Below are 23,244 nucleotides of genomic sequence, written 5' to 3' on the forward strand. Positions count from 1 at the left end.
ATCCCCCCATTGGATACCGCGGATGATCTTACCGACGAAGCATCATCTTGTCATGAGCAAGTCTGTAATTCTCTTAATTCGTTTTTGACGGACTCCGATCGTCACCTTGGGTGATCTTCCGGGCCGGAGGAAAATGGTTGATCTTCCGGTTCTAGAGGAAAAGCGGAATCGGGTTGAGATTCTCATAACGGGTGGGGGAATCGAGCCTCCCCAGACGTACCGGTACGTCGAACAGCCGGCCCGGCGCGAACCTGGCCCAGAAGTGCCGCAGCCCGGGTACGACGACCTTCACCACCGGCAGCCCGAGGTCGGGCCGGGTCTGGTCGAGGACGAGCACCTCCAGACCATGGCTCCGGGCCAGCTCGCAAAGGTGTTCCAGGTCCTCCAGCAGGTCGGCGCGCGGGGTGTACCCGTATTCCGCCGGAGTGCGCGCGGGCAGTTCGGGGTCGGGCAGGAGATAGGTCTGGGAGGCGACCTTTGCCCCGCGGAACCAGTCCAGCAGGTGCCCGGGCAGCCCCGGCGCGTAGCCGTCCGTCACGGCGGGCAGCAGCTGGCCCAGCTCGGTGACGGCGCGGCTCAGTGCGACGGCGGGGTCCAGGTGCGCACCGAAGCCGAGCATGATGTCCTCGGCGTCCGCGCCGACGCGGTGCGAGACCGCGGCCATCACCGGGATGCCCAGATCGGCGGTCAGATCGAGCACCCAGAGCGTGCGGTCCAGCTCGCGGAAACGTTCCGGCAGAGCGGAGATCCACGGGGCGCCGAACGAGTCGAGATCCACCCCGGCGTGATGCGTCCGGTTGTACCACCACAGCGCCACGGCGTCGCGCTCGACGAGTTCCAGGAAACCCTGGAGGATCGCGTCCTCGACCGAACCGCCCGCCGCGTTGCCATTGGAGTCGGCGAGCACCGAGGCGACGCCCTCGCCGCCGAAATACAGCTGGCCGGTCGGCAACAGCCGGTGCCTGCCCCCGGTGAGTGACCACACCGGTGTCCATTCGATCTTGGCATTTTCGTCGAACGGCTCTGGCACATGCTGGAAGGGAATACCCGGGGCATTCCACCGCTCGCGCTCTTGGTACTGGCGTTCGTCGAACAGCATGCATTCACCCGGGTGTACGGCGACGGGCGCGAGATCGCGATAACTGCCCAGCACCGTCGCCTCGTCACCGCAGCGCGACGCGCTGTACCGCTCGACCGCCTCGCACAGCCCGCTGACTCTGGCGTCCAGATCGGTGCGCCCCTTGCCCCCGCTCTGCATGCGCAGTCCGGCACGGAAGGAGGGCAGATCGGATTCCGCCAGCGCCAGGTTCGGCCCGGACCGGTAGCAGTGCAGGAACGACGGGCTGCGCGGATCGCGCACGACCCGTTCGACGATCCCCGTGACGGGGTCCGCGAGGTGCCCGAACCGCTCCCACATCTGCTCCGCCGACAGCGCCCGGTGCCCGGTGCCCGCCAAGGAGCCCTTCGGCCGAGAGACCGGGCGGACCGGCCGCAGGGCACGGTCGCCGACCAGGCCGGGATCGCCGCAGTCCTGACACTGCGGGCGGACCGGGACGCGGTGGTGGGTCGCGTTGAGGGTCAGCGTGTCCAGGGTCCAGACGGCGTTCTGGCAGTCGTCGCGCAGGCCGGCCAGCCACTTCGCGGCTTCGAGCGCCGCCGTCTGCAGCCCGAGCTCGCGGGTCGCCGCCAGCGAGGCCTCCGGCACCCGTACCGGGCCGGCCAGTCCCAGCGCGCGCCGCACCTGGCTCTCACCGCGCCGGTGCGAGCGCAGCCGTACGGCCAGGCAGGACCAGCAGGGCCCCGTCCCCGGCTCGAACACCGGGCCGATCCAGAGCTGCGCCCCGTACGGCTTGGCCGGCAGCCACGGACGCCCGTCCGCCAGCCGGGCGGCGTTGAACGCGGCCATCGCCGGGTCGAGGTAGTCGTCGCACACCACCAGGGTGAAGGGCGCCTCGGGGCCGCAGGACAGCCCCGCCGCACGGCAGGCGCGCTCGGCCGCGGCCGCGTCGGCCCCGCCGAACGCGACGACGCTCAGCGCGGCGTCCCCCGGGCCGCCGGCTCCGGCCAGGTCCCAGTACGCGCCGGCCGCGGCGTCCTGCGGCCCGGTGTGGAAGCCGACGAGGCCCGCCGCGGCGAGCCGGTCGAGCATGCCGTCCAGCTTCTCCGCCGGGATCTGCGCGGTGGCCCGCAGCTCGGCCAGGGTCAGCGAGCCGTCGAGCAGCGGCGCCACCTTCTGGATGGCCGTGCCGGACAGTGCCGTCGTGCCCCGGGGCGAGACCAGGTAGACCGCTTCGCCCGGGACGATCTCGGCCCGCAGGTGTCTTCGGAATCCGATCGGCCGTACGTCGGCGAGCATGCTCTGCCGCTCTACTGCGCCGCGACCGGGGTCAGGATGAAGCACCACCCGGGCGGCTCGGGGTCGAAACCGGCGCCGTCGAGGTTCTCGATGATCAGGTCGTCGGAGCTGGGGGTGATCTGCATGATGCCGCCTCCTCAGTTCCGCAGTCCGGGTCGTCGCTGCGGTGACCGAAGTCTCCAACCACCCCCCGGCGGGACGCCATGCGCTGATTCACGTTCCCCGTGTGAATTCTTCACATGGGAGAGATGTGCCCTTCAGTGGGCAACTCCCGGCCGTCTGGGGATGCTGGTGACCGAGATCGATAGGTGCGATGCCTGGAGGAATGGAATGTCCGAAGGCCCTGAAAGCTACGACCCCGTCAATGCTGCGCAGCAGCCCGGACCGCTGCGTATCGGGCTGCTCGGCTCGCTGTCCCTGCATCTCGACCGCACGCCGGTTACGGCCAGCGCCCCCAAGCAGCGGCAGGTGCTGGCTCTGCTCGCGCTGAACGCGGGCAGGGTCGTCACGGTGCCGGCGCTCATCGAGGAACTCTGGGGAGACCGTCCCCCGCGCAGCCACGCCACCACACTGCAGACCTACGTCCTGCAACTGCGCAACGCGCTCGCGCTCGCGGCCGCCGACTCCGACCGTCCGGGAGTACGCCAGATACTCAGCACCCGGCACAGCGGCTACCTCCTCGAAGACGGCGCCTGCGAGACGGACGTCGAGGTGTTCGAGCGCCGCGTCAGCGCCGGCCGCGCCGCCTCCGAGCGGGGCGATCACCGCCGCGCCTCGGAAGAGCTGGGCAAGGCCCTGCAGTTGTGGCGCGGCCCCGCCCTGGTGGACGTCCGCAAGGGCAGCGTCCTGGAGATCGAGGCGGTCTCCCTGGAGGAGAGCCGGCTCGGCGCCCTGGAACGGCGCATCGAGTCCGACCTCGCCCTGGGCCGCCACGCGGACCTCCTCGGAGAGCTGACCCGCGTCGTCGCCCGCAACCCGATGAACGAGAACCTCTGCGCCTATCTCATGATGGCCCTCTACCGCGCGGGCCGAGTCGGTCGCTCCCTGGAGGCCTTCCACCGCCTGAGGTCCGTCCTCAACCACGAACTCGGCGTCGAACCCTGCCCCCGCCTGCAGAGCCTCCAGACGGCGATCCTCTCGGGAGCCCCGGCCCTGGACGTCTGGTCCGTCTCCTGGTCCCCGGAAGAATTCGCCGCGAGCCGCCTGGCCCGCGTCTGACCCGCCGCCCCGAGTGGCGATGACCCTGCCCCCGGTCATCGCCACCACCTGGCGATCGCGCTCCGCTGCGCGGGGCCCGCGGTGCGCCGTGTGGTGATCAGCCGGTCCGAGCGCCTCTCCACCGGCCCGGAGCGAGCGGCACCGGCATCAGCGAGGCGAACGCGCAGTGCGCGAACACCTGGAATACGAGCGCCTGCGCGACCGGACTCGCGTACGCGGCCGGCAGGGCGAAGAGCGCCAGCGGGAAGGCCAGCAGGCAGCGGAAACGGACCGGATCCATCCGGGTGTGCGCCATCCCCGCCCCGACCGCGAGGAGCACCGAGGGGATTCCGATGAAGACCATCATCCCCAGGGCGATCCGGACGAGCTCCCCGTACCTTTCTCGCTCCGGCGCGGTGAACGCCGCCGCCACCCACGCGGCCACGTACAGACCCACGTAGGTCAGGACGCACCGCATGACGCGACCCCCCTCCGACGCCGCCCCGCTCTGCCCGTGACCCTCGGCCGCACCCATCCGACCCCCCCTGACACACCAACTGAACACGTTCAACTGAACGCGTTCAAGATAGTGCATGTTCAGTCGATGCCCCTCGCCGCGTGTGGGGGTAGCCGAGGGCGAGCGCCCGTTGATGTCACTGGGTGATGTCGGCCTCCGGCAGTTCCCGCACCTGTGCCGCCGTCCACACGCCGGCGGCGCCGGGGCAGGCAGCGAGGTACTCGGGGATGTCCTGTACATCTCCTGCGCGGCGATGTCGGACATCTGGCCGACCGTCACCAAGTGGGCTCGGCCACGCATCCACCCGGGAGCTGTCGGGTCATAGAACCCGCGGCCCCCCGTCCATACGGGGGACTGCGTCGCGAAGTACAGGCACCCCTCCAGCTCGACCGCGATCGAGCGCTCAGGCGCCCTCGTGTCGCGGCAGCCCGGGTAGGTACGTGCCGCTCCGGGGGGGCAGACGCTCAGACTCCCTCGTGTCGGCATCCTGAACGTGATCCCGTTCTCGTATCTCACCTGGATCAGGCCACCCCGCGCCAACACGCCGCCGGGCGCCGTCCTCACGGCGCGCCGCCGGATGTCGGCCGGGTCGCCCGTGACGGTCCTGGATGCCCTGCTGAGGGCGGATCGCTAGGGGAGCGTGGGAGCCGTTCCGGCGAAGATTTCTCCCAGGATTCTCCCAGGAGGGTTGGGAGAAACAGTCAGGGCCGGTCTCCTCGGAAGGAGACCGGCCCTGAGCTGGTGTTTCTCTGTCGGGGTGGCGGGATTTGAACCCACGACCTCTTCGTCCCGAACGAAGCGCGCTGCCAAGCTGCGCTACACCCCGATCGCCGCCTTGGCAGCTCTTGCTGTCCTGGCGACATCGATTACTTTAGCGGACCCGTGCCCGGACGCGAAATCCGGTTTTCGCGGGGGCCCCGGAGGGGGCCACGGCTACGGCTTCGGGGTCAGGGTCAGGAGCGTCGCCTCAGGGGGGCAGGCGAAGCGGACCGGGGTGAAGCGGTTCGTGCCGCAACCCGCCGAGACGTGGAGGTACGCGCGCTGCCCGGCGGCCTCGTGGGTCGAGAGGCCCTTCACCCGGTCGGTGTCGAGGTCGCAGTTGGTGACGAGCGCCCCGTAGAAGGGGACGCACAGCTGTCCGCCGTGGGTGTGCCCGGCCAGGATCAGCGGGTAGCCGTCCGCCGTGAAGGACTCCAGGGTGCGCAGGTACGGGGCGTGCACGACGGCCATCGAGAAGTCCGCGTCCGCCTCCGGGCCGCCCGCGACCATCTCGTAGCGGTCGCGCTTGATGTGCGGGTCGTCCAGGCCGGTGAAGGCGAGCTCCAGCCCCTCCAGCTTCATCCGGGCCCGCGTGTTGGTGAGGTTCTGCCAGCCCGCCATGTCGAAGGCGTCCCGCAGCTCCTCCCACGGGTTGTGGACGGCGCCGACGACCGGCTTGTTGCCGTTCAGCCCGTGCCGGCCCTGCGCCTTCTCGATGAGGTAGCGCCCGGGATTGCGCAGCCGCGGCCCGTAATAGTCGTTCGACCCGAACACGTACACGCCCGGGAACTCCATCAGCGGACCGAGGGCGTCGAGGACCTCGGGCACGCCGTCCGTGTCGGAGAGGTTGTCGCCGGTGTTCACGACGAAGTCCGGGCGCAGGCCGGCGAGGGACTGCAGCCAAGCCCGTTTCTTGCGCTGGCCGCTGACCATGTGGATGTCCGAGACCTGGAGGACGCGCAGCGGGCGCATCCCCCGGGGCAGCACCGGCACCGTCACCCGGCGCAAGCGGAACGACCGCGCCTCGAAACCGGCGGCATAGGCCAGACCCGCGGCTCCCACCGCCGCGATCCCGGCGGTGACCTTCAGGGGTACTCCGTAACGCGCACGCATGCCCCCATCGTCGCAGACCCGGAAAACCGGAGGGCGCCACCCGCCCCGCACCTGGCAGACTCATGGCCATGACCACGCTCAAGGCCAAGCTCCAGGAAGACCTCACCACCGCCATCAAGGCGCGCGACGAGCTGCACTCGTCCACGCTGCGACTGACCCTCGCCGCCATCACCAAGGAGGAGGTCGCGGGCAAGGAAGCGCGCGTGCTCTCCGACGACGAAGTGCTCAAGGTGATCGCCAAGGAGGCGAAGAAGCGCCGCGAGGCCGCGGACGCCTTCGCCCAGGGTGGCCGTCCGGAGCAGGCCGCGCGCGAGACCGCGGAGGGCGAGTTCCTCGACACGTACCTGCCCAAGCAGCTCGGCGACGACGAGCTGCGCGCGATCGTGGCGCAGGCGGTCGAGGAGGCCAAGGCGGCGGGCGCCGAGGGGCCGCGGGCCATGGGCGCCGTCATGAAGATCGTGAACCCGAAGGTGGCCGGGCTGGCGGAGGGCGGCCGCGTCGCCGCCGTCGTCAAGCAGCTCCTCGCCTAGCGGACGGGAACATGAAGGGAGGGACCCGGCCGTCGGCCGGGTCCCTCCCTCGTTTCCTGCTCTTGCGTGCCGCCTACTGGGTGTCGCGGCCGCCGGTCACGCCGGGGATCCCCGGGATCCCCGGGAGCGTGTTGCCTCCCGTACCGCCCGTGCCACCCGTGCCAGCCGTACCGCCAGCGCCGCCGTTCGCGCCGCCGCCGTTCGTCGCTCCGGCGTTCGTCGCGCCGCCCGGCCGGCCGCCCGGCTTGTTGTCGCCGCCGCCACCGCCCGGCTTGCCCGGCTTCCCGGGCTTGTTCGGGGTCGGGTTCGGGCTGGTGGGCCGGCCGCCGCCGTTCGGGTTCGACGGCTCGGCGATGTGCACCGTGGCGAACTGCGGCGCCTCGCGCCCGGACAGCGCGTCCGAGACCGCGTCCTTCCAGATCGGGCCGGGCAGGCCGCCACCGAAGACCTTCGGGTAGTACTGCCCGCCGATGGTGATGTTCTCCATCGAGATCTTCTTCGCGCCGCCCGAGCCGACCCACACCGCGCCGGACACGTTCGGCGTGTAGCCGACGAACCAGGCGTTGTAGCGGGAGTCCGTCGTACCGGTCTTGCCCGCGCTGTCGCGGTTGGACAGGCCGGCCTTCTCACCGGTGCCGGAGTCGACCACTCCGAGCAGCAGGGTGTTGATGGTGTCGGCCGTCGTCTCCGACATCGCCCGGTCGCACTTGGACTTCGGCACCGAGAGCGCCTTGCCGTGCGAGTCGGTGATCGACTCGATGGCCACCGGGGTGCAGTAGACGCCGCGGTTCGCGAACGTGGCGTACGCGTTGGCCATCGTCAGCGGCGACAGCTCGGCGGAGCCGAGCGCGATGGACGGCGACTCCGGCAGCTTCACGCCGCTCGCCGGGACGACGCCCAGCTTCTGCGTCATCTCGGTGACCGGGCAGAGCCCGATCTCGTCGATCATCTGCACGAAGTACGTGTTGATCGACTTCTCCATCGCGGTCCTCAGCGCGTACGGACCGACCTCGTCCTCGGTCTCGTTCTCCGCCGTCTCCCGCTTCCTGCCGTTGTTCGTGTACTGCGTACCGTCGCACCGCGCGATCGGGGACGGGTAGTCGATCTTGTTCGGCGCCGAGTAGACCTTGGTCGCCGGCATGCCCTGCTCCAGCGCGGCGGCCGCGATGAACGGCTTGAACGTCGAGCCGACCTGGAAGCCGAAGTTGGAGCCGCCCATCCGCTTGTCCACGGAGTAGTTGATCTGCGTCTCGTTCTTCCCGAAGCCGTACGGCTTCGACTGGCCCATCGCCAGGACCCGGCCGGTGCCCGGCTGGACCATGGTCATGGCCGTCGCGATCGAGTCGTCCTGGTAGACGTGGTCCTTGATCGAGGCGTTGGTGGCCTCCTGCGACTGCGGGTCCAGGGTGGTACGGATCGTCAGACCGCCCTGGTTCCAGATCTTCGCCCGCTCCTCGCGCGTCTTGCCGAACACGGCGTCCGTGAGGAAGGAGTTGCGGACGTAGTCGCAGAAGAAGCCCGCGCCCTTGACCGCGGTGATGCAGCCGTTCTTGGGCCGGGTCACCTTCAGCTGGACCGGCTTGGCCTTCGCGGCGTCCGCCTCGGCCTGCGAGATGTCCTTCACGTCGGCCATCCGCTGGAGGACGGTGTTCCGCCGCTTCAGCGCCTCCTGCGCGTCGTTCACCGGGTCGTACCGGCTCGGCGACTGCACGAGGCCGGCGAGCAGCGCCGACTCGTCCAGGGTCAGGTCTTTGGCCGGCTTGCTGAAGTAGCGCTGCGCGGCGGACTCGATGCCGTACGCCTGCTGGCCGAAGTACGTGATGTTGAGGTAGTTCTCGAGGATCTTCTTCTTCCCGAGCTCCTCCTCGACCTGGATCGAGTACTTCAGCTCGCGGACCTTGCGGCCCAGGCTCTTCTCCTGGGCCTCGCGGACCTTCGTCTCGTCGTCGCCCGCCTCCTCGACGAACACGTTCTTCACGTACTGCTGAGTCAGCGTGGAGGCGCCCTGTGCGGCGCCGCCCTCCTGCGCGTTGCGGTTGACCGCGCGCAGGATGCCCTTGAGGTCGACCGCGCCGTGCTCGTAGAAGCGCGAGTCCTCGATCGCGACGATCGCCTTCTGCATGTACGGCGAGATGGCCGTCAGGGGGACCACCTGCCGGTCACGTGAATAGACCGTGGCGATCAGGCCACCCTCGGCGTCCAGAATCGTGGTGCGCTGGCTCAGCGGCGGTGTCTTGAGATTGGCCGGGATCTCATCGAATCCTTCGACCGTGCCCTTGGCCGCGAGTCCGAGGGCGCCTGCGCCCGGGATCGCGATTCCGGCCAGGACAACTCCGGAGAGGACGGACACCCCGAGGAACTTGGCGGCTTGCTGTGGCCCGGTGAGCCCGCCGCCCGAGCGCTTCTTTCCCATGGAGGGCAGCCTAATCCGTTGTCAGCGGCATTCTGCGGGACCAGGGGTCTCTCGGGATGTTCGAGTACCAGACCGTGACATCCAAGCGCAGTCGGGCCGTCGAGGCCTCAACGTAGATCGGTGCGCGGTCTGGTCATGGTGGTGGCGGCCAGGCGGGCGCTGAAGGGAATGTCTTCGAAGGACCGGGTCCCTGGAGACCTCGGCCAAGATCGGCGCCCTTAAGCGTCTGCCTGGCAACCACCACCCGCATCGAGCACCGTTGGTGTTCGTGAGCCGGCGTCACGAACGGCTGGTGAGGTGGCGGACCGGCCCTTGTGCCGAGTCCTGGGATCAGGTCGCTGCGTGGCCCGCATGAGCTCGTGACCAGTGCAAACACCGAAATCTGGGGAGGGAGTCCTGATCTGCTGCGGAATCGACTGGGCGGAACGAGCCCACGACGTCGCCCTGGTCCTGGCCAACAGCCTCCGCACCGACATGCACGCCTGCGGGCCTTCGCCTCACTGCGGGCATCCGCCGGGGCCAACGCGCACTACCGGCGTCGACGCGAACAAGGCGACTGGCACGCGGCCGCCCAACGCAACCTCGTCACCGGAAGCCAGCGCCGCCTGACCGGATCAGCCGCCGAACGGCGTGAGGCAGGCATCCAGCGCTCTGCGCTGCGCGTCCGGCAGGTGATCGCCCAGTGGCTCCTTGCGCGGGCTGTGCTCGCCTGCGCAGATCCAGGCACGCTCATCCTCGTCGAACGACCACGGCGCGGCTCCCCACATCGGGTGCCCCTGGAGAAGGCGGCGTGCCAGTGCCTCGCCGTCGTCCGGGGTGCCCTGAGCGGTCAGTGCCTCCTGTACCAGGGTGACGGCTTCGGCCGGGATGTTCGTGTCGCCCAGGACAGGGAGCAGGAGAAGCAGCCGGGCGTTGTTGTAGTGCGCGACGACGCTGTGCCCGCCCATGAGCGGGACCCGGAACATGGGCCAAGCGGCCTTGTCGCTCAGGCGCTCCAGCATGCCCTCGACGTCCGCCGGGTCAACGCCGAAGGACTCGACCTGCGATCCCTCGTACATCTCGACCAGGTGGGCGGCCCAGAACTCCGGCTCTGCCGGCAACGGCAGACCGTCCACCACGGGAGAAGACGCATGCAAGCGCCTTGCCATCACCGTGGCCTGATTCTCGCGCTGGACGATCCCGTTCGTTCGACCACCCCCGCGCCAATCCAAGGCCGGCTTGACGTGTTGGCATCGTGAGGTGTCTACGTTCTCATTCGCCGGACACACGAGAATGCCTTGGCCTAAGCTGTCCCCAACTGTCACAGCAGTGAGGTGCGACATCAAGCCCTCGGCTTGATTTTCACCCTTCCCGAATGGGGTGGACTGATGTCCGAATCCTGCCCCTCACTCTGATGGTCTGCCGCCGATTCCACCCGAATTGCCGGAATGGTCGGGCATGTCGTCCGATCACTCCGTCGGGTGATCTGCCGCTTACCCATAGTCCGTTCGGACCATTCAAGATTGGGCCCGTCGGGGGTGTTGCGCTGTGTCCTCCTTCCGTAACGTCCTCAACTGGCAGCGGTGAATATGCCGCTACCGCCGTGGGGGAGCCTCGATTCGGGAGAGGACGGCGCCGGGATGGGCTGGGTTACCGACTGGAGTGCGCAGGCAGCCTGCCGCACTACCGATCCGGATGAACTGTTCGTTCAAGGAGCGGCACAGAACAGGGCCAAGGCGGTGTGCACCGGATGTCCGGTGCGGACCGAGTGCCTGGCCGACGCGCTCGACAATCGTGTCGAGTTCGGCGTGTGGGGCGGTATGACAGAGCGGGAACGACGTGCGCTGCTGCGCCGGCGTCCCACCGTCACCTCGTGGCGACGGCTGCTCGAAACCGCACGCACGGAGTACGAGCGCAGTACGGGCATCCTCACCGTGGATGTCGACGCGGAGGTTGACGTTCCGTACGAGACGTACGCGGCGGCCGGGTAAACCACACCCGCGCGGCCCCGCGCACGGACGCCCCCGCATGACGGGGGGCGTGGTACGAACGCCTACGCTCCGGCCGGAACCCCGGCCGCGAGCCGTTCTCCGATGGCCCGTAGCCCGGCGAGGTCGTGCACATCGCCGGGCAGGGCGGCCACTTCGGCCACCGCCACCTCGGGGTGCAGCGAGGTGAAACGATCGCGGGTGCGCTGTTCGCGCGCGATCACCTGCATCCGTTCGGCGTGCAGGCGCAGCAGGCCTGCCGTGATCTCGTCCACGTCGGCGTCGGGAGAAGAGCGGTCGTCGTCACGAAGTCCAGCTTTCCCGGACTCCTGATCGACAATGCCGCCTTCCTCAAGATTCTCCGCGGCCGCCAACGCCCGCTCGGCGGACAGCCGGTCGGCGTCGCTGCCGTGTACGCGGTTGAGTACGAGCCCGGCCAACGGCATCCGCTCCGCGGCCAGCCGCTCGACGAAGTACGCCGCCTCGCGCAGTGCGTCCGGTTCGGGCGCCGCGACCACGAGGAAGGCCGTACCGGGGGCCTGGAGCAGCCGGAAGGTGGCGTCCGCGCGCGTGCGGAAGCCGCCGAACATGGTGTCCATCGCGGCCACGAAGGTCTGTACGTCCTTCAGCAGCGAGGCGCCCATCAGCTTGCTCAGCGTGCCGGTCATCATCGACATGCCGACATTGAGGAACTTCATCCCCGCCCGGCCGCCCACCTTCGCCGGGGCCATCAGCACGCGGATGAACTTCCCGTCCAGGAAGGACCCCAGGCGCTTCGGCGCGTCCAGGAAGTCCAGCGCGGACCGGCTCGGCGGGGTGTCCACGATGATCAGGTCCCAGTCGTCCCTGGCCCGCAGCTGCCCCAGCTTCTCCATCGCCATGTACTCCTGTGTGCCCGCGAAACCGGCCGACAGGGACTGGTAGAAGGGGTTGGCCAGGATCGCCTCGGCGCGCTCCCGGTCCGTGTGGCCCTCGACGATCTCGTCGAAGGTCCGCTTCATGTCCAGCATCATGGCGTGCAGTTCGCCGGAGTCGGCGGGGTCCCCGTTGCCCTCGCCCTCGCCCGCGCCCCCGACGCCGGCGACCTTGCGGGGCGTGTTGTCCAGGGAGTCGATCCCCATCGACTGGGCCAGCCGCCGCGCCGGGTCGATGGTGAGCACCACCGCCCTGCGCCCGCGCTCCGCCGCCCGTACGCCCAGGGCCGCCGCGGTGGTCGTCTTGCCGACCCCGCCCGAGCCGCAGCACACGATGATCCGGGTCGCGGGGTCGTCCAGCAGCCCGTCGATCTCCAGCCGCGCCGGCTTGTCCATGGCCATGCCAGCCTCGCTCATTCGTCGCCCGCCTGCTTCCGGAGTTCGGTCGCCAGCTCGTACAGCCCGGCCAGGTCCATCCCCGCGCCGAGCAGCGGGAGTTCGTACGTCGGCACGTCCAGCCCCTCCAGTACGGTCCGCTGCGCGCGCTCCAGCTCCACCCGGCTCGCGTGCTCGGCGGCCTGCGCGATCAGCGGGTCGACGAGGCGCTCGGCCAGCTCCCCGCGCCGGGCGCCGCCGAGTCCGGCCCGCGACAGCGCCTTGGCGACATCGGCCCGGCGCTCGCCGGCCGCGGCGCGCAGGGCGTCTTCGTCCAGGTGGTGCGGGCGCACCATGTTCACGATCACCCGGCCGATCGGCAGCCCGGCCGCGCGCAGCTCCTCGATCCCGTCGGCGGTCTCCTGGACGGGCATCTCCTCCAGCAGCGTCACCAGGTGGACGGCCGTCTCCGGGGACTTGAGCACCTTCATGACGGCCTGGGCCTGGTTGTGGATCGGCCCGAACCGGGCCAGCCCGGCCACCTCGTCGTTGACGTTGAGGAAGCGGGTGATCCGCCCGGTCGGCGGGGCGTCCATGATCACGTGGTCGTAGACGAACTTCCCCGCCTTGTCCTTGCGGCGGACCGCCTCGCAGGCCTTGCCGGTCAACAGGACGTCGCGCAGCCCGGGCGCGATGGTCGTCGCGAAGTCGATCGCGCCGAGCTTCTTGAGCGCGCGGCCGGCCGAGCCGAGCTTGTAGAACATCTGGAGGTAGTCCAGGAGCGCCCGTTCGGCGTCGATGGCGAGGGCGTACACCTCACCGCCGCCGCCTCCGGGAGCCACGGCGATCTTGCGCTCCTCGTAGGGGAGCGCCTCCGCGCCGAAGAGCTGTGCGATTCCCTGCCTGCCCTCGACCTCCACGAGTAGAGTCCGCCTGCCCTCGCGCGCGAGGGCGAGCGCGAGTGCCGCGGCGACCGTGGTCTTGCCGGTGCCGCCCTTGCCGCTGACCACCTGGAGCCTGCTCACAGCGCCCGAGCCTAATTCCTCCGTCACGACACCGATGGTGCCGGGTGGCGTTGTGGCGGTGTCGCGGCGGCTACCCTCGCTCCCATGTCTAAGAAGTTCGAATACGCGACGGTCCCGCTGCTGGTCCACGCGACCAAGCAGATCCTGGACACCTGGGGCGAGGACGGCTGGGAGCTCGTCCAGGTCGTGCCCGGCCCGAACAACCCCGAGCAGCTGGTGGCCTACCTCAAGCGGGAGAAGAAGCATTGAGCACCGTAGAGGCGAAGCTGACCGAGCTCGGCCTGACGCTCCCGGACGTCGTCCCGCCGCTGGCCGCGTACCAGCCGGCCGTGCGATCGGGCTCGTACGTCTTCACCGCCGGCCAGCTGCCGATGGTCAAGGGCAGCATGCCGATCACCGGCAAGGTCGGTGCGGAGGTCTCCGCGGAGCAGGCCAAGGAACTGGCCTCGATCTGCGCGCTGAACGCGCTGGCCGCCGTGAAGTCGGTCGTGGGTGACCTCGACAAGATCGCGCGTGTCGTGAAGGTCGTCGGCTTCATCGCCTCGGCGCCGGACTTCACGGGCCAGCCGGGCGTGCTGAACGGCGCGAGCGAGCTGCTGGGCGAGGTCCTCGGCGAAAAGGGCGTCCACGCCCGCAGCGCGGTCGGCGTCATGGTCCTTCCCCTGGACGCCCCGGTCGAGGTCGAGATCCAGGTCGAACTCGTAGCCGGAGCCTGACCCCTCCGGGGGTGACGGGCTCTCGGGCCGCGCCTGCGACGGGCGATGCGCCCGTTCCGGGCCGCAGGGTCGTTCCACGGACGGGCCGGGTGCACACGCACCCGGCCCGTCCGTGCGTCGAGGGCCGACCCGGCAATCCAGCCTCGCCGGCGTTTGAGGCGCGGGGGTCCGGGGGCAGCGCCCCCCCCCGCAGGGCGCCCCGCACCGCCCCCGGGCAAGGGCCCGGGGCTGCGCCCCGGAGCCGACGGGGCTGTACCCGGGCCGGAGCCCGAGGGCGGCCCGGCATCGGCCGTGGCGTCAGGCTGCCGCCCGCGTGGCCCGGGGGCGCGGCCGCGCAGGGTGTCCTGCCGTCGGCTGCCGCCTCGGCGGTGGCGCCGAGGGCCCCGGCCGCAGGCCGGACCGGGCGGTCCGGGCGACACGCCCCGCCACAGGCACCGGGAGGGGCCCCTCGAACATCGGGCCGGATGGCCGTAGCATCCCGCCATGCCGAACGGTGAGCACGGAACGCAGACCCCGCCCCCCTCCGGAGGCCAGTGGTACCCCCCGGAGTGGCCCGACCGCATCCGCGCCCTCGCGGCCGGCTCCCTCACCCCGGCGGAGCCCAAACGCGCCGCGACGGTGATGCTGCTCCGCGACACCCCCGACGGCCCCGCCGTGCACATGCTCCGCCGTCGCGCCTCGATGGCCTTCGCCGGCGGCGCGTACGCCTACCCCGGCGGCGGCGTCGACCCCCGCGACGAGGACCACCGCATCGGCTGGGCCGGCCCCGGCCTGGCCGACTGGGCGGACCGGCTCGGCACGGACCCCCGTACCGCCCAGGCGATCGTCTGCGGAGCAGTCCGGGAGACCTTCGAGGAGGCCGGCGTCCTGCTCGCCGGCGAGACCCCCGACACCGTCGTCGACGACACCACCGCCGACGACTGGGAGGCCGACCGCCAGGCCCTCGTCGCCCGCGAGCTGTCCTTCGCCGAGTTCCTCGACCGCCGCGGCCTCCTGCTGCGCTCCGACCTGCTCGGCGCCTGGGCCCGCTGGATCACCCCCGCGTTCGAGCCGCGCCGCTACGACACCTGGTTCTTCGTCGCCGTCCTCCCGGAGGGCCAGCGCACCCGCAACGCCTCGACCGAGGCCGACCGGACCGTCTGGATCCGCCCGGCGGAGGCGGCGAGCGGCTACGACAAGGGCGAGCTGCTGATGATGCCGCCCACCATCTCCACGCTGCGGTCCCTGGAGCCGTACGAGAGCGCCGCCGACGCCCTGACCGGCGCCGTCGCCCAAGACCTCACTCCCGTCCTCGCCCAGGCCGCCCTGGAGGACGGCGAGGTGGTGCTCAGCTGGCCGGGCCACGACGAGTTCACCAAGCGCGTCCGCCTCGGCCGCCCCGGAGGGGACCCCGCATGACCGACGCCGCCGCACTCCCCGGCCAGCCCCGCGGAGTCGTCACCTCCGGGCGGGCGACCGCCCGCGCGGTCAACGTCCTGGCCCCCAACGCCTCCGCGATGACCCTGGACGGCACGAACACCTGGCTCGTCTCCGAGCCCGACTCCGACCTCGCCGTCGTGATCGACCCCGGCCCGCTGGACGACGTACACCTGCGGGCGGTCGTCGAGACCGCCGAGCGGGCGGGCAAGCGGGTCGCCCTCACCCTCCTCACGCACGGCCACCCCGACCACGCCGAGGGCGCCGCCCGCTTCGCCGAGCTGACCCGCACGAAGGTCCGCGCGCTCGACCCGGCGCTGCGCCTGGGCGACGAGGGGCTCGCCGCCGGGGACGTGATCCGCACCGGCGGGCTGGAGATGCGGGTGGTCCCGACGCCCGGGCACACCTCGGACTCGCTCTGCTTCCACCTGCCCGCCGACCGGGCCGTCCTGACCGGCGACACCATCCTCGGCCGCGGCACCACCGTCGTCGCGCACCCCGACGGGCGCCTCGGCGACTACCTGGACTCGCTGCGCCGGCTGCGCTCGCTGACGGTGGACGACGGCGTGCACATCGTCCTCCCGGGACACGGCCCGGTCCTGGACGACGCCCAGGGCGCGGTGGAGTTCTACCTGGCGCACCGCGCCCACCGCCTCGCGCAGGTGGAGACGGCAGTCGAGAACGGCCACGTCACCCCCGAGCAGGTCGTCGCCCACGTCTACGCGGACGTGGACCGCTCGCTGTGGCCGGCCGCGGAATGGTCCGTCCGGGCGCAGCTCGAGTACCTTCAAGATCACGGACTGATCCCGGGAGGGCCCGAATGACCACGCTGTACCTGCTGCTCGCGCTGCTCGCCACGGCCGCGTGGACCACGGCGACGGTGAGCACGCGCATGAAGGCCCTGCAGCGCCGGGCGGACCGCCTGGAGCGCCGGCTGGGCCTGGTCCTGGACCACTTCGGCATAGCGGAGCCGGAGCCGGCGGGCCTGGAGGAGGTACGGACCCTCGCGCGCGAGGGCCGCACGGTCGAGGCGATCCGGGTCTACCGCAAGGTCACGGGCGCGGACCTGCTGGAGGCCAAGCAGGCGGTCGAAGCGCTCTAGCCCTCTAGCGCTCCGTGCGGGGCGCCTTCGTCCCGTGCCGGGCGGTGTACTCGTCCGCGAGCCACGGCCCGAGGTCCTCGGTGAAGCCGCGCAGCACGGCCGGGTCCCCGACGGGATCCAGCGCCACCGCGGCCGCGGCCCGCATCTGCGCAGCGCGCTCGGGGTAATACCGGCCGAAGACCTCCGCCGATTCGGCGAGATCGCTGGTCCAGCCGGCGTAGCGGGGCATGACCAGGGTGAACCCGGTGCGCACCAGGTGCCGGGCGAAGCCCCGGCTCAGCTTCCGGTACTCCTCGGGCGAGGCGGCCTCCCGCACGCGGGCCCGCCACGAGGGCAGCAGCTCACCCAGGCCGCCGTTGGTCTCACGGGCGAGCAGGGTGTCCGGACGGTACCGGGGCAGGTGCTCGGCCAGGTCGGCGCCGAGCAGCGGGGTGCAGAGGCAGGCGAGGAACCAGCCGAGGTCGAAACGTTCCTGCTCGCTGAGCAGGGCGTCCTTGCCGTACAGCAGGATCCCGACGCCGTCGATCTGCGGGAAGTCCTCGTCGAGCCCGCGCGCGAGCACCTCGGCGGTGTCGCGGTCGTCCTCGCCGGGTTCGTGGTGCAGGGCGAGCAGCAGATCGAGGTCGGACCGCCCGGGCCGCGCCGTGCCGCGCGGCACGGACCCGTACAGGTACGCGCTGTGCAGCCGCCCCCCGTACGCCTCGGCCAGCCGCCCCCGCGCGGCGGCGACTACCGCGGCGAACTCCCCCTGCACCCGCCCGAGCGCCCCCTCCCGCTCGAAGTACCCACCGGCATCCAGCCCTCTGCGCTCCATGGGCCCACTCTGCCCTTCCCCTGGCCGGGGTTCGACACGATTTCGCCCCCGGGCGGCGCACCCCCGCCCGACCGCCGGCGCTCGCCCCCACGCTGCCGTGAAGCTCACGCGGGGCCGCATGATCCAGCCCCGCCGGCGCTTGAGGCGCGGGGCCCGGGCGGATCCGGCGGCGGAACGCGCGGAGGGGCCCCGCCCAGGTGGGTGGGGCCCCTCCGCGGAGCTGTCGGCCGGTCAGCGCGAGCGCTTGGCCAGGCGCTCCACGTCCAGCAGGATCACCGCACGCGCCTCCAGGCGGAGCCACCCACGGCCGGCGAAGTCCGCCAGCGCCTTGTTGACCGTCTCGCGGGACGCGCCGACCAGCTGGGCCAGCTCCTCCTGCGTCAGGTCGTGCACGACGTGGATGCCCTCCTCCGACTGCACGCCGAACCGGCGCGACAGGTCCAGGAGCGCCCGCGCCACGCGGCCCGGGACGTCCGAGAAGACCAGGTCGGACATCTGGTCGTTGGTCTTGCGCAGGCGCCGCGCGACGGCGCGCAGCAGCGCGGTCGCGACCTCGGGCCGGGCGTTCAGCCACGGCTGCAGGTCGCCGTGGCCCAGGCCGAGCAGCTTGACCTCGGTCAGCGCCGTCGCCGTGGCGGTACGCGGGCCCGGGTCGAACAGCGACAGCTCGCCGATCAGCTCGCCGGGGCCGAGGACGGCCAGCATGTTCTCGCGGCCGTCGGGGGAGGTGCGGTGCAGCTTCACCTTGCCCTCGGTGACGACGTACAGCCGGTCACCGGGGTCGCCCTCGTGGAACAGGGCGTCGCCGCGTGCGAGTGTCACCTCGCCCATCGAGGCGCGGAGCTCCGCGGCCTGCTCGTCATCGAGCGCCGCGAAGAGCGGGGCGCGCCGCAGAACGTCGTCCACGAGTCTCTCTCCTATGTCGACCAGCTCCAGGGGACCGTGCTCCCCATTTTGCCGGACGGCTCAAACAGTGCGATCAATCACAAGGATGCCGGACGCACGGGTGTGCTGTGCGGCGAGAGGTCTTTCGGGGTGGTGTTACCTGAGGTCCGGACGGGTGTCAGCGCCCGGCCTTAGGCTGGCCGGGTGTCCAACAAGCCGGTGAGAGCACAGGCCAAGGGGTCCGCGGCAGTGGCCGGGCCCCACAATTCAGCTGTGGGCGAACAAGCCCCCACGAAGGCGTCCCCGAAGATCCCAGCACCCCCCGAGGGCAAAGCTTCGGCCAAGAAACCCGGGACCGCGCCGAAGGCCCCCAAGGCGGAATCCCACCTCGGCATGGTCCGCAGAGCCCGCCGGATCAACCGGGAACTGGCCGAGGTGTACCCGTACGCCCATCCGGAGCTGGATTTCCGGAATCCCTTCGAGCTCCTCGTCGCGACCGTCTTGTCCGCCCAGACGACCGACCTCCGCGTGAACCAGACGACCCCGGCCCTCTTCGCCGCCTACGCGACCCCGGAGGACATGGCGGCGGCGGACCCGGAGGCGCTGGAGGAGATCATCCGGCCGACGGGGTTCTTCCGGGCGAAGTCCAAGTCCCTCCTCGGCCTCTCGCAGGCCCTGCGCGACAACTTCGGCGGCGAGGTCCCCGGCCGGATAGAGGACCTGGTCACCCTCCCCGGCGTCGGCCGCAAGACGGCCAACGTGGTCCTCGGCAATGCCTTCGGAGTCCCGGGCATCACCGTCGACACCCACTTCGGCCGCCTCGTGCGCCGCTGGAAGTGGACCGAGCAGGAGGACCCGGAGAAGGTCGAGGCGGAGATCTGCGCGATCTTCCCCAAGAGCGAGTGGACGATGCTCTCGCACCGCGTCGTCTTCCACGGCCGCCGGATCTGCCACTCCCGCAAGCCCGCCTGCGGCGCCTGCCCGATCGCCCCGCTCTGCCCGGCCTACGGGGAGGGCGAGACGGACCCGGAGAAGGCCCGCAAGCTGCTCAAGTACGAGAAGGGCGGCCAGCCGGGCCAGCGGCTGAGCCCGCCGCCGGACTACCCGGGCCTGCCGGCCCCACCGCTGGGCGCCACCCCGGCATCCTGAGCACGCAGCACACACCGAGGAACGAATCCGGCCACGGCCCGCGTTGTGCCGGTGTCGGTAACGACAGGGAGCAGGGGTGCCTATGACGCGCGGAAGCGGTAGCAGGACGCGGGACGAGAGCGTGGCTGCCCAGCCCGCCCCGCCCCCTCGGCAAGGCGTGCACGGCGGCCAGGGCGGCCAGGACCCGCACCACGGCAGCCACGGCAGTCACAGCGGCCACGGCAGCCACAGCGGCCAGGGCGGCCAGGGCAGCCACGGCAGTCACAGCAGCCACAGCGCCGCCGAAGGCGCCCCGGCCCCCGCCCACGCCGCCCAGGCCCAGGCCCACGCCGCCCCGGCCCCCGCCCCCGCCGCCATCGCCCTCTCCACCGACGGCCTGCCCGGCTGGCTCGCTCCCGTCGTCCACGCCGCCCGTACGGTCCGGCCGACGCAGCTCAGCCGCTTCCTGCCCCCCGAGGACGGCCGGGGCCGCCAGTCCGCCGTCCTCATCCTCTTCGGCGAGGGCCCCCGCGGCCCCGAGCTGCTGCTCCAGGAGCGCGCCGGCAGCCTCCGCTCGCACGCCGGCCAGCCCTCCTTCCCCGGCGGCGCCCTCGACCCGGAGGACGGCGATCCGCACACCACCGGCCCGCTGCGCGCCGCCCTGCGCGAGGCCGAGGAGGAGACCGGCCTGGACCCGGCCGGGGTCCAGCTCTTCGGGGTGCTGCCCCGCCTCTACATCCCGGTCAGCGAGTTCGTCGTGACCCCGGTGCTCGGCTGGTGGCGCACCCCGAGCCCGGTCGGCGCCGTCGACCCGGCCGAGACGGCCCGGGTGTTCACGGTTCCCGTGGCGGATCTCACGGATCCGGATCATCGGGTCACGGTGGTCCACCCCGGTGGCTTCCAGGGCCCCGCCTTCACCGTCGAATCGGCCCTGGTCTGGGGTTTTACCGCCGGTGTGATCGACCGGATCCTGCACTACGCGGGCTGGGAGCAGCCCTGGGACCGCTCGCGCGAGGTCCCGCTCGACTGGCGCGCATGAGACGGTGACCCTCGTGAACGTGCTGGACATCCTGTTGCTGGTCGCCGCCGTGTGGTTCGCGATCGTCGGCTACCGCCAGGGGTTCGTCGTCGGCATCCTGTCGGTGATCGGCTTCCTCGGCGGTGGTCTCGTCGCCGTGTCCCTGCTCCCGCTGATCTGGGACTGGGCGACGAACAACGGCACCGAGGTCACCACCCCGGTCGTCGTGATCGCCGTGGTCGCGATCATCATCTGCGCATCGATCGGCCAGGCCCTGACCACCCATCTGGGCAGCAAGCTGCGCCGCCACATCACGTGGTCACCGGCCCGCGCGCTCGACGCGACCGGCGGGGCGCTGGTCAACGTCGTCGCGATGCTGCTCGTGGCGTGGCTGATCGGCTCGGCGCTCGCCGGGACCTCGCTGCCCACCCTGGGCAAGCAGGTCCGTAACTCCAAGGTGCTGCTCGGCGTGTCGAGGGTGGTGCCGACCCAGGCGAACACCTGGTTCTCGGACTTCAGCTCGACCCTGGCCCGCAACGGCTTCCCGCAGGTCTTCAGCCCGTTCTCCAACGAGCCCATCACCGAGGTGCAGGCGCCCGACCCGGACCTCGCCACCGGCGACGTCGCCGCGGCAGCCAAGCGCTCGATCGTGAAGGTCGTCGGCACCGCGCCCAGTTGCAGCAAGGTGCTGGAGGGCACCGGCTTCGTCTTCGCGCCGGGCAAGGTGATGACCAACGCCCACGTCGTCGGCGGGGTCGGCGAGCCGACCGTACAGATCGGCGGCGAGGGCAAGCTGTACGACGGCAAGGTCGTGCTCTACGACTGGCAGCGCGACATCGCCGTCCTGGACGTGCCCAAGCTGAAGGCGCCCGCGCTGGAGTTCACCGAGAAGGACGCGGTGACCGGCGGCGACGCGATCGTCGCCGGGTTCCCCGAGAACGGCGGGTACGACGTGCGCGCCGCCCGGGTCCGTACCCGGATCAACGCCAACGGCCCGGACATCTACCACCGGGGCACCGTCCGGCGCGACGTGTACTCGCTGTTCGCGACGGTCCGTCAGGGCAACTCCGGCGGCCCGCTGCTGACGCCCGACGGGCGGGTGTACGGGGTCGTGTTCGCGAAGTCCCTCGACGACCCGAACACCGGTTACGCCCTGACGGCGGACGAGATCCGCGACGACATCCAGCAGGGGAGGATCGCGAACCGCCGGGTCGACAGCCAGGGCTGCGCCCTCTGACCCGACGGGACGGGCGGCCCCGCCGCCGGAGCTCTACATCCGTGGATGGCGCAGGCGCGCCGAGACCCACCGGGCCCGGCGGCGCAGGATGCGGGGAATCCCGAGTCGGAGGTCGTGGCCGTCGCGGCCGTCCCTCTCGTGGGTGCCCGGCGTCGCGGCCGAGCGGCGTTCGTGTGCGGTGTCACCGTAGTCGTGCGTCCAGCCCATACTCCGAGCTGTGCCCGTGCCCCAAGGTCCGTAACCCCGTCAGGGGCGGCCAATTGGCCTATGCGCCGGGCAATTGAATGTTCGTAAGACAGGCCTACGAATGGCAGGTTGGGCGGTCTGCCACGCGATCAGCGGTCCGGCTCGGGGTCCCCCAGCCAGTTCACCAGCTCGGTCGAGAAGGCCACGGGGTCCTCCTCGTGCGGGAAGTGCCCCAGGCCGTCGAACAGCCGCCACCGGTAAGGGGCTTCGACGTACTGCCCGGAACCGGCCGCGCTCCGCGTGCGCATCACGGGGTCGAGCGAACCGTGCAGGTGCAGCGTCGGCACCCGCACCGGCCGCTTCATCCGGCGGTTGAACTGGAGCCCGTCCGGCCGGGCCATGGACCGCATCATCCAGCGGTACGGCTCGATGGAGCAGTGCGCGGTGGACGGGATGCACATGGCCCGCCGGTACACGGCGATGCGCTCGTCGTCCTCGTCGTCCGGCAGCATCGGCCCGGACCAGTCCCGGATCAGCTGCCCCACGAGCGCCCCGTCATCGGCGACGAGCTGCCGCTCGGGGATGAACGGCCGCTGGAAGCCCCAGATGTGCGAACTCGCCCGGGTCTGCCCGAAGTCCGCCAGCATCGCCGAGCGCCACCGCCGCGGGTGCGGCATCGACGACACGACCAGCCGGCGGACCAGCTTGGGCCGCATCACGGCCGCCGTCCACGCGAGGTAGCCGCCCAGGTCGTGTCCGACGAGCGCGGCGTCCGGCTCGCCGAGGGACCGTACGACCCCGGTGATGTCGAGCGCCAGGTTCGCCGGGTCGTAGCCGCGCGGGGTCCGGTCGCTGCCGCCCACCCCGCGCAGGTCCATGGCGACCGCGCGGTACCCGGCGTCGGCGAGCGCGACCATCTGGTGCCGCCAGGCCCACCAGAACTGCGGGAACCCGTGCAGCAGCAGGACCAGCGGCCCGTCACCCAGCTCGGCGACGTGGAACCGGGCCCCGTTGGCCGCGACGTCCCGGTGCGTCACAGCCCTCCCGCCGGGTACGCCGATCCTGACCGCCGTCGCGGCGGTGGGCGGGGTACTGCCGAAATCCGGCGAGGGCGCTGTCATGAGGACGAGCGTGCCACACCCACGGCCTTGTCACTGACCGGCCGCGGATGCGGCTTGACGGTCTGGATCAGCGCGGCGGTCTCCTTGACGGAGGCGATCGACCTCTCCGGCGGGCTGACCTTCTTGAACCTCTTCACGGCGATCAGCGCGAGCAGGCCCGCGAGCAGCAGGAACGCCACGCCCACGATCAGGAAGGACCAGGCGAGCCCGAGCCCGAGGTTGTGGATCCCGTACGCGGCGGCGAAGCTCAGCACCGGCAGCGAGAACAGCGCGAACACGCCGGCGATACCGATGGCGGTGCCACCGATCCCCACGCGCTTGACGTCCTGGCGGATCTCCGCCTTGGCGAGGGCGATCTCGTCGTGCACCAGGGCGGACATCTCGGCGGTGGCCGAGGCGACCAGCTGGCCGAGTGTGCGCTCGGCGCCTTCTGCCCCTTGGTCCACTGCACTCAT

Annotated in this window: 22 protein-coding genes, 1 tRNA gene and 1 pseudogene; 11 read left to right on the plus strand and 13 right to left on the minus strand. The window is 71.3% G+C overall.

Features of this window, described 5'->3' with window-relative positions:
* Window positions 1-151: 151 nt before the first annotated feature.
* Window positions 152-2,356 carry a TOMM precursor leader peptide-binding protein gene (locus tag OG982_RS16250; RefSeq protein WP_266948786.1) on the minus strand — a complete coding sequence of 735 codons (2,205 nt, stop codon included), beginning with the start codon at window positions 2,354-2,356 and terminating at the stop codon, window positions 152-154.
* 330 nt (window positions 2,357-2,686) lie between these two features.
* Here OG982_RS16250 and OG982_RS16255 point away from each other — a divergent pair, with 330 nt between their 5' ends.
* Window positions 2,687-3,574 (plus strand): AfsR/SARP family transcriptional regulator, encoded by an 888-nt coding sequence (locus OG982_RS16255; RefSeq protein WP_266786174.1) that lies wholly within the window; start codon window positions 2,687-2,689, stop codon window positions 3,572-3,574.
* 97 nt (window positions 3,575-3,671) lie between these two features.
* Here the strand turns inward: OG982_RS16255 and OG982_RS16260 are convergent, their stop codons facing one another.
* The 4 genes and pseudogenes from OG982_RS16260 to OG982_RS16275 form a co-directional block, all read right to left on the minus strand.
* A complete protein-coding gene (locus OG982_RS16260) occupies window positions 3,672-4,031 on the minus strand; it encodes a hypothetical protein (protein WP_266786172.1) in 360 nt (119 codons plus the stop codon).
* Between the two features lie 270 nt (window positions 4,032-4,301).
* A pseudogene (locus OG982_RS16265) lies at window positions 4,302-4,526 on the minus strand (histone deacetylase); the annotation flags it as partial.
* A gap of 296 nt (window positions 4,527-4,822) precedes the next feature.
* A tRNA-Pro gene (locus tag OG982_RS16270) sits at window positions 4,823-4,896 on the minus strand.
* 107 nt (window positions 4,897-5,003) lie between these two features.
* Window positions 5,004-5,942, minus strand: coding sequence for a metallophosphoesterase (locus tag OG982_RS16275; RefSeq protein ID WP_266786168.1), 939 nt, complete (start codon window positions 5,940-5,942; stop codon window positions 5,004-5,006).
* Window positions 5,943-6,010: 68 nt separating this feature from the next.
* On the opposite strand from OG982_RS16275, the gene OG982_RS16280 reads away from it, so the two are divergent.
* Entirely contained in the window at window positions 6,011-6,472 is a 462-nt protein-coding gene (locus OG982_RS16280; RefSeq protein ID WP_266786166.1) for a GatB/YqeY domain-containing protein, read from the plus strand.
* A gap of 73 nt (window positions 6,473-6,545) precedes the next feature.
* Here the strand turns inward: OG982_RS16280 and OG982_RS16285 are convergent, their stop codons facing one another.
* Both OG982_RS16285 and OG982_RS16290 read right to left on the minus strand, forming a co-directional pair.
* Window positions 6,546-8,885, minus strand: a complete 2,340-nt coding sequence (locus tag OG982_RS16285) for a transglycosylase domain-containing protein (protein WP_266786164.1) — start codon at window positions 8,883-8,885, stop codon at window positions 6,546-6,548.
* Window positions 8,886-9,499: 614 nt separating this feature from the next.
* A complete protein-coding gene (locus tag OG982_RS16290) occupies window positions 9,500-9,985 on the minus strand; it encodes a hypothetical protein (RefSeq protein WP_266792360.1) in 486 nt (161 codons plus the stop codon).
* A gap of 519 nt (window positions 9,986-10,504) precedes the next feature.
* On the opposite strand from OG982_RS16290, the gene OG982_RS16295 reads away from it, so the two are divergent.
* Window positions 10,505-10,855 carry a WhiB family transcriptional regulator gene (locus tag OG982_RS16295; protein WP_214934658.1) on the plus strand — a complete coding sequence of 117 codons (351 nt, stop codon included), beginning with the start codon at window positions 10,505-10,507 and terminating at the stop codon, window positions 10,853-10,855.
* A gap of 62 nt (window positions 10,856-10,917) precedes the next feature.
* Here the strand turns inward: OG982_RS16295 and OG982_RS16300 are convergent, their stop codons facing one another.
* Together OG982_RS16300 and OG982_RS16305 are read right to left on the minus strand one after the other, a co-directional pair.
* Complete coding sequence (locus OG982_RS16300) at window positions 10,918-12,183, minus strand: ArsA family ATPase (RefSeq protein ID WP_266786162.1); 1,266 nt, start codon at window positions 12,181-12,183, stop codon at window positions 10,918-10,920.
* Window positions 12,180-13,166 carry an ArsA-related P-loop ATPase gene (locus OG982_RS16305; protein WP_266791920.1) on the minus strand — a complete coding sequence of 329 codons (987 nt, stop codon included), beginning with the start codon at window positions 13,164-13,166 and terminating at the stop codon, window positions 12,180-12,182. The genes OG982_RS16300 and OG982_RS16305 overlap by 4 nt, the downstream gene beginning before the upstream one ends.
* Before the next feature lie 84 nt (window positions 13,167-13,250).
* On the opposite strand from OG982_RS16305, the gene OG982_RS16310 reads away from it, so the two are divergent.
* The 5 genes from OG982_RS16310 to OG982_RS16330 all read left to right on the plus strand — a co-directional run bounded on the left by OG982_RS16310 (window position 13,251) and on the right by OG982_RS16330 (window position 16,400).
* Window positions 13,251-13,415 carry a DUF4177 domain-containing protein gene (locus OG982_RS16310; RefSeq protein WP_266786160.1) on the plus strand — a complete coding sequence of 55 codons (165 nt, stop codon included), beginning with the start codon at window positions 13,251-13,253 and terminating at the stop codon, window positions 13,413-13,415.
* Window positions 13,412-13,882 (plus strand): RidA family protein, encoded by a 471-nt coding sequence (locus OG982_RS16315; RefSeq protein WP_266786158.1) that lies wholly within the window; start codon window positions 13,412-13,414, stop codon window positions 13,880-13,882. The genes OG982_RS16310 and OG982_RS16315 overlap by 4 nt, the downstream gene beginning before the upstream one ends.
* Before the next feature lie 483 nt (window positions 13,883-14,365).
* Window positions 14,366-15,280: an NUDIX hydrolase gene (locus OG982_RS16320; RefSeq protein ID WP_266786156.1), complete on the plus strand. Its 915-nt coding sequence runs from the start codon at window positions 14,366-14,368 to the stop codon at window positions 15,278-15,280.
* Window positions 15,277-16,122 carry an MBL fold metallo-hydrolase gene (locus OG982_RS16325; RefSeq protein WP_266786154.1) on the plus strand — a complete coding sequence of 282 codons (846 nt, stop codon included), beginning with the start codon at window positions 15,277-15,279 and terminating at the stop codon, window positions 16,120-16,122. The genes OG982_RS16320 and OG982_RS16325 overlap by 4 nt, the downstream gene beginning before the upstream one ends.
* Window positions 16,119-16,400, plus strand: coding sequence for a hypothetical protein (locus tag OG982_RS16330; protein ID WP_266786152.1), 282 nt, complete (start codon window positions 16,119-16,121; stop codon window positions 16,398-16,400). Before OG982_RS16325 ends, OG982_RS16330 begins: the two co-directional genes overlap by 4 nt.
* 4 nt (window positions 16,401-16,404) lie before the next feature.
* On the opposite strand, the gene OG982_RS16335 is transcribed toward OG982_RS16330, so the two are convergent.
* A complete protein-coding gene (locus OG982_RS16335) occupies window positions 16,405-17,214 on the minus strand; it encodes a nucleotidyltransferase domain-containing protein (protein ID WP_266786150.1) in 810 nt (269 codons plus the stop codon).
* 231 nt (window positions 17,215-17,445) lie between these two features.
* On the minus strand, window positions 17,446-18,120 hold the full coding sequence (locus tag OG982_RS16340; protein ID WP_003981529.1) for a Crp/Fnr family transcriptional regulator: 675 nt from the start codon (window positions 18,118-18,120) through the stop codon (window positions 17,446-17,448).
* Between the two features lie 288 nt (window positions 18,121-18,408).
* Between OG982_RS16340 and nth the strand changes: the two genes are divergently transcribed.
* The 3 genes from nth to OG982_RS16355 all read left to right on the plus strand — a co-directional run bounded on the left by nth (window position 18,409) and on the right by OG982_RS16355 (window position 21,482).
* Window positions 18,409-19,248, plus strand: a complete 840-nt coding sequence (gene nth / locus OG982_RS16345; RefSeq protein ID WP_266791918.1) for an endonuclease III — start codon at window positions 18,409-18,411, stop codon at window positions 19,246-19,248.
* A gap of 355 nt (window positions 19,249-19,603) precedes the next feature.
* Window positions 19,604-20,266, plus strand: a complete 663-nt coding sequence (locus OG982_RS16350; RefSeq protein WP_266791917.1) for a CoA pyrophosphatase — start codon at window positions 19,604-19,606, stop codon at window positions 20,264-20,266.
* A gap of 13 nt (window positions 20,267-20,279) precedes the next feature.
* The gene (locus tag OG982_RS16355; RefSeq protein ID WP_266786148.1) at window positions 20,280-21,482 is read left to right on the plus strand and encodes a MarP family serine protease; all 1,203 of its coding nucleotides are present in this window, start codon (window positions 20,280-20,282) and stop codon (window positions 21,480-21,482) included.
* Window positions 21,483-21,817: 335 nt separating this feature from the next.
* Here the strand turns inward: OG982_RS16355 and OG982_RS16360 are convergent, their stop codons facing one another.
* Together OG982_RS16360 and OG982_RS16365 are read right to left on the minus strand one after the other, a co-directional pair.
* Window positions 21,818-22,789 (minus strand): alpha/beta fold hydrolase, encoded by a 972-nt coding sequence (locus OG982_RS16360; protein WP_266786146.1) that lies wholly within the window; start codon window positions 22,787-22,789, stop codon window positions 21,818-21,820.
* Window positions 22,786-23,244 carry a phage holin family protein gene (locus tag OG982_RS16365; RefSeq protein WP_266786144.1) on the minus strand — a complete coding sequence of 153 codons (459 nt, stop codon included), beginning with the start codon at window positions 23,242-23,244 and terminating at the stop codon, window positions 22,786-22,788. The genes OG982_RS16360 and OG982_RS16365 overlap by 4 nt, the downstream gene beginning before the upstream one ends.

It is taken from the genome of Streptomyces sp. NBC_01551 (genome assembly GCF_026339935.1).
GTDB lineage: Bacteria > Actinomycetota > Actinomycetes > Streptomycetales > Streptomycetaceae > Streptomyces.

What these genes read in the sequence shown, in the direction of transcription:
- OG982_RS16250 (WP_266948786.1), bottom strand. Translation starts at nt 2,356, where the DNA reads ATGCTCGCCGACGTACGGCCGATCGGATTCCGAAGACACCTGCGGGCC.
- OG982_RS16255 (WP_266786174.1), top strand. Translation starts at nt 2,687, where the DNA reads ATGTCCGAAGGCCCTGAAAGCTACGACCCCGTCAATGCTGCGCAGCAG.
- OG982_RS16260 (WP_266786172.1), bottom strand. Translation starts at nt 4,031, where the DNA reads ATGCGGTGCGTCCTGACCTACGTGGGTCTGTACGTGGCCGCGTGGGTG.
- OG982_RS16275 (WP_266786168.1), bottom strand. Translation starts at nt 5,942, where the DNA reads ATGCGTGCGCGTTACGGAGTACCCCTGAAGGTCACCGCCGGGATCGCG.
- OG982_RS16280 (WP_266786166.1), top strand. Translation starts at nt 6,011, where the DNA reads ATGACCACGCTCAAGGCCAAGCTCCAGGAAGACCTCACCACCGCCATC.
- OG982_RS16285 (WP_266786164.1), bottom strand. Translation starts at nt 8,885, where the DNA reads ATGGGAAAGAAGCGCTCGGGCGGCGGGCTCACCGGGCCACAGCAAGCC.
- OG982_RS16295 (WP_214934658.1), top strand. Translation starts at nt 10,505, where the DNA reads ATGGGCTGGGTTACCGACTGGAGTGCGCAGGCAGCCTGCCGCACTACC.
- OG982_RS16300 (WP_266786162.1), bottom strand. Translation starts at nt 12,183, where the DNA reads ATGAGCGAGGCTGGCATGGCCATGGACAAGCCGGCGCGGCTGGAGATC.
- OG982_RS16310 (WP_266786160.1), top strand. Translation starts at nt 13,251, where the DNA reads ATGTCTAAGAAGTTCGAATACGCGACGGTCCCGCTGCTGGTCCACGCG.
- OG982_RS16320 (WP_266786156.1), top strand. Translation starts at nt 14,366, where the DNA reads ATGCCGAACGGTGAGCACGGAACGCAGACCCCGCCCCCCTCCGGAGGC.
- OG982_RS16325 (WP_266786154.1), top strand. Translation starts at nt 15,277, where the DNA reads ATGACCGACGCCGCCGCACTCCCCGGCCAGCCCCGCGGAGTCGTCACC.
- OG982_RS16330 (WP_266786152.1), top strand. Translation starts at nt 16,119, where the DNA reads ATGACCACGCTGTACCTGCTGCTCGCGCTGCTCGCCACGGCCGCGTGG.
- OG982_RS16335 (WP_266786150.1), bottom strand. Translation starts at nt 17,214, where the DNA reads ATGGAGCGCAGAGGGCTGGATGCCGGTGGGTACTTCGAGCGGGAGGGG.
- OG982_RS16360 (WP_266786146.1), bottom strand. Translation starts at nt 22,789, where the DNA reads ATGACAGCGCCCTCGCCGGATTTCGGCAGTACCCCGCCCACCGCCGCG.
- OG982_RS16365 (WP_266786144.1), bottom strand. Translation starts at nt 23,244, where the DNA reads ATGAGTGCAGTGGACCAAGGGGCAGAAGGCGCCGAGCGCACACTCGGC.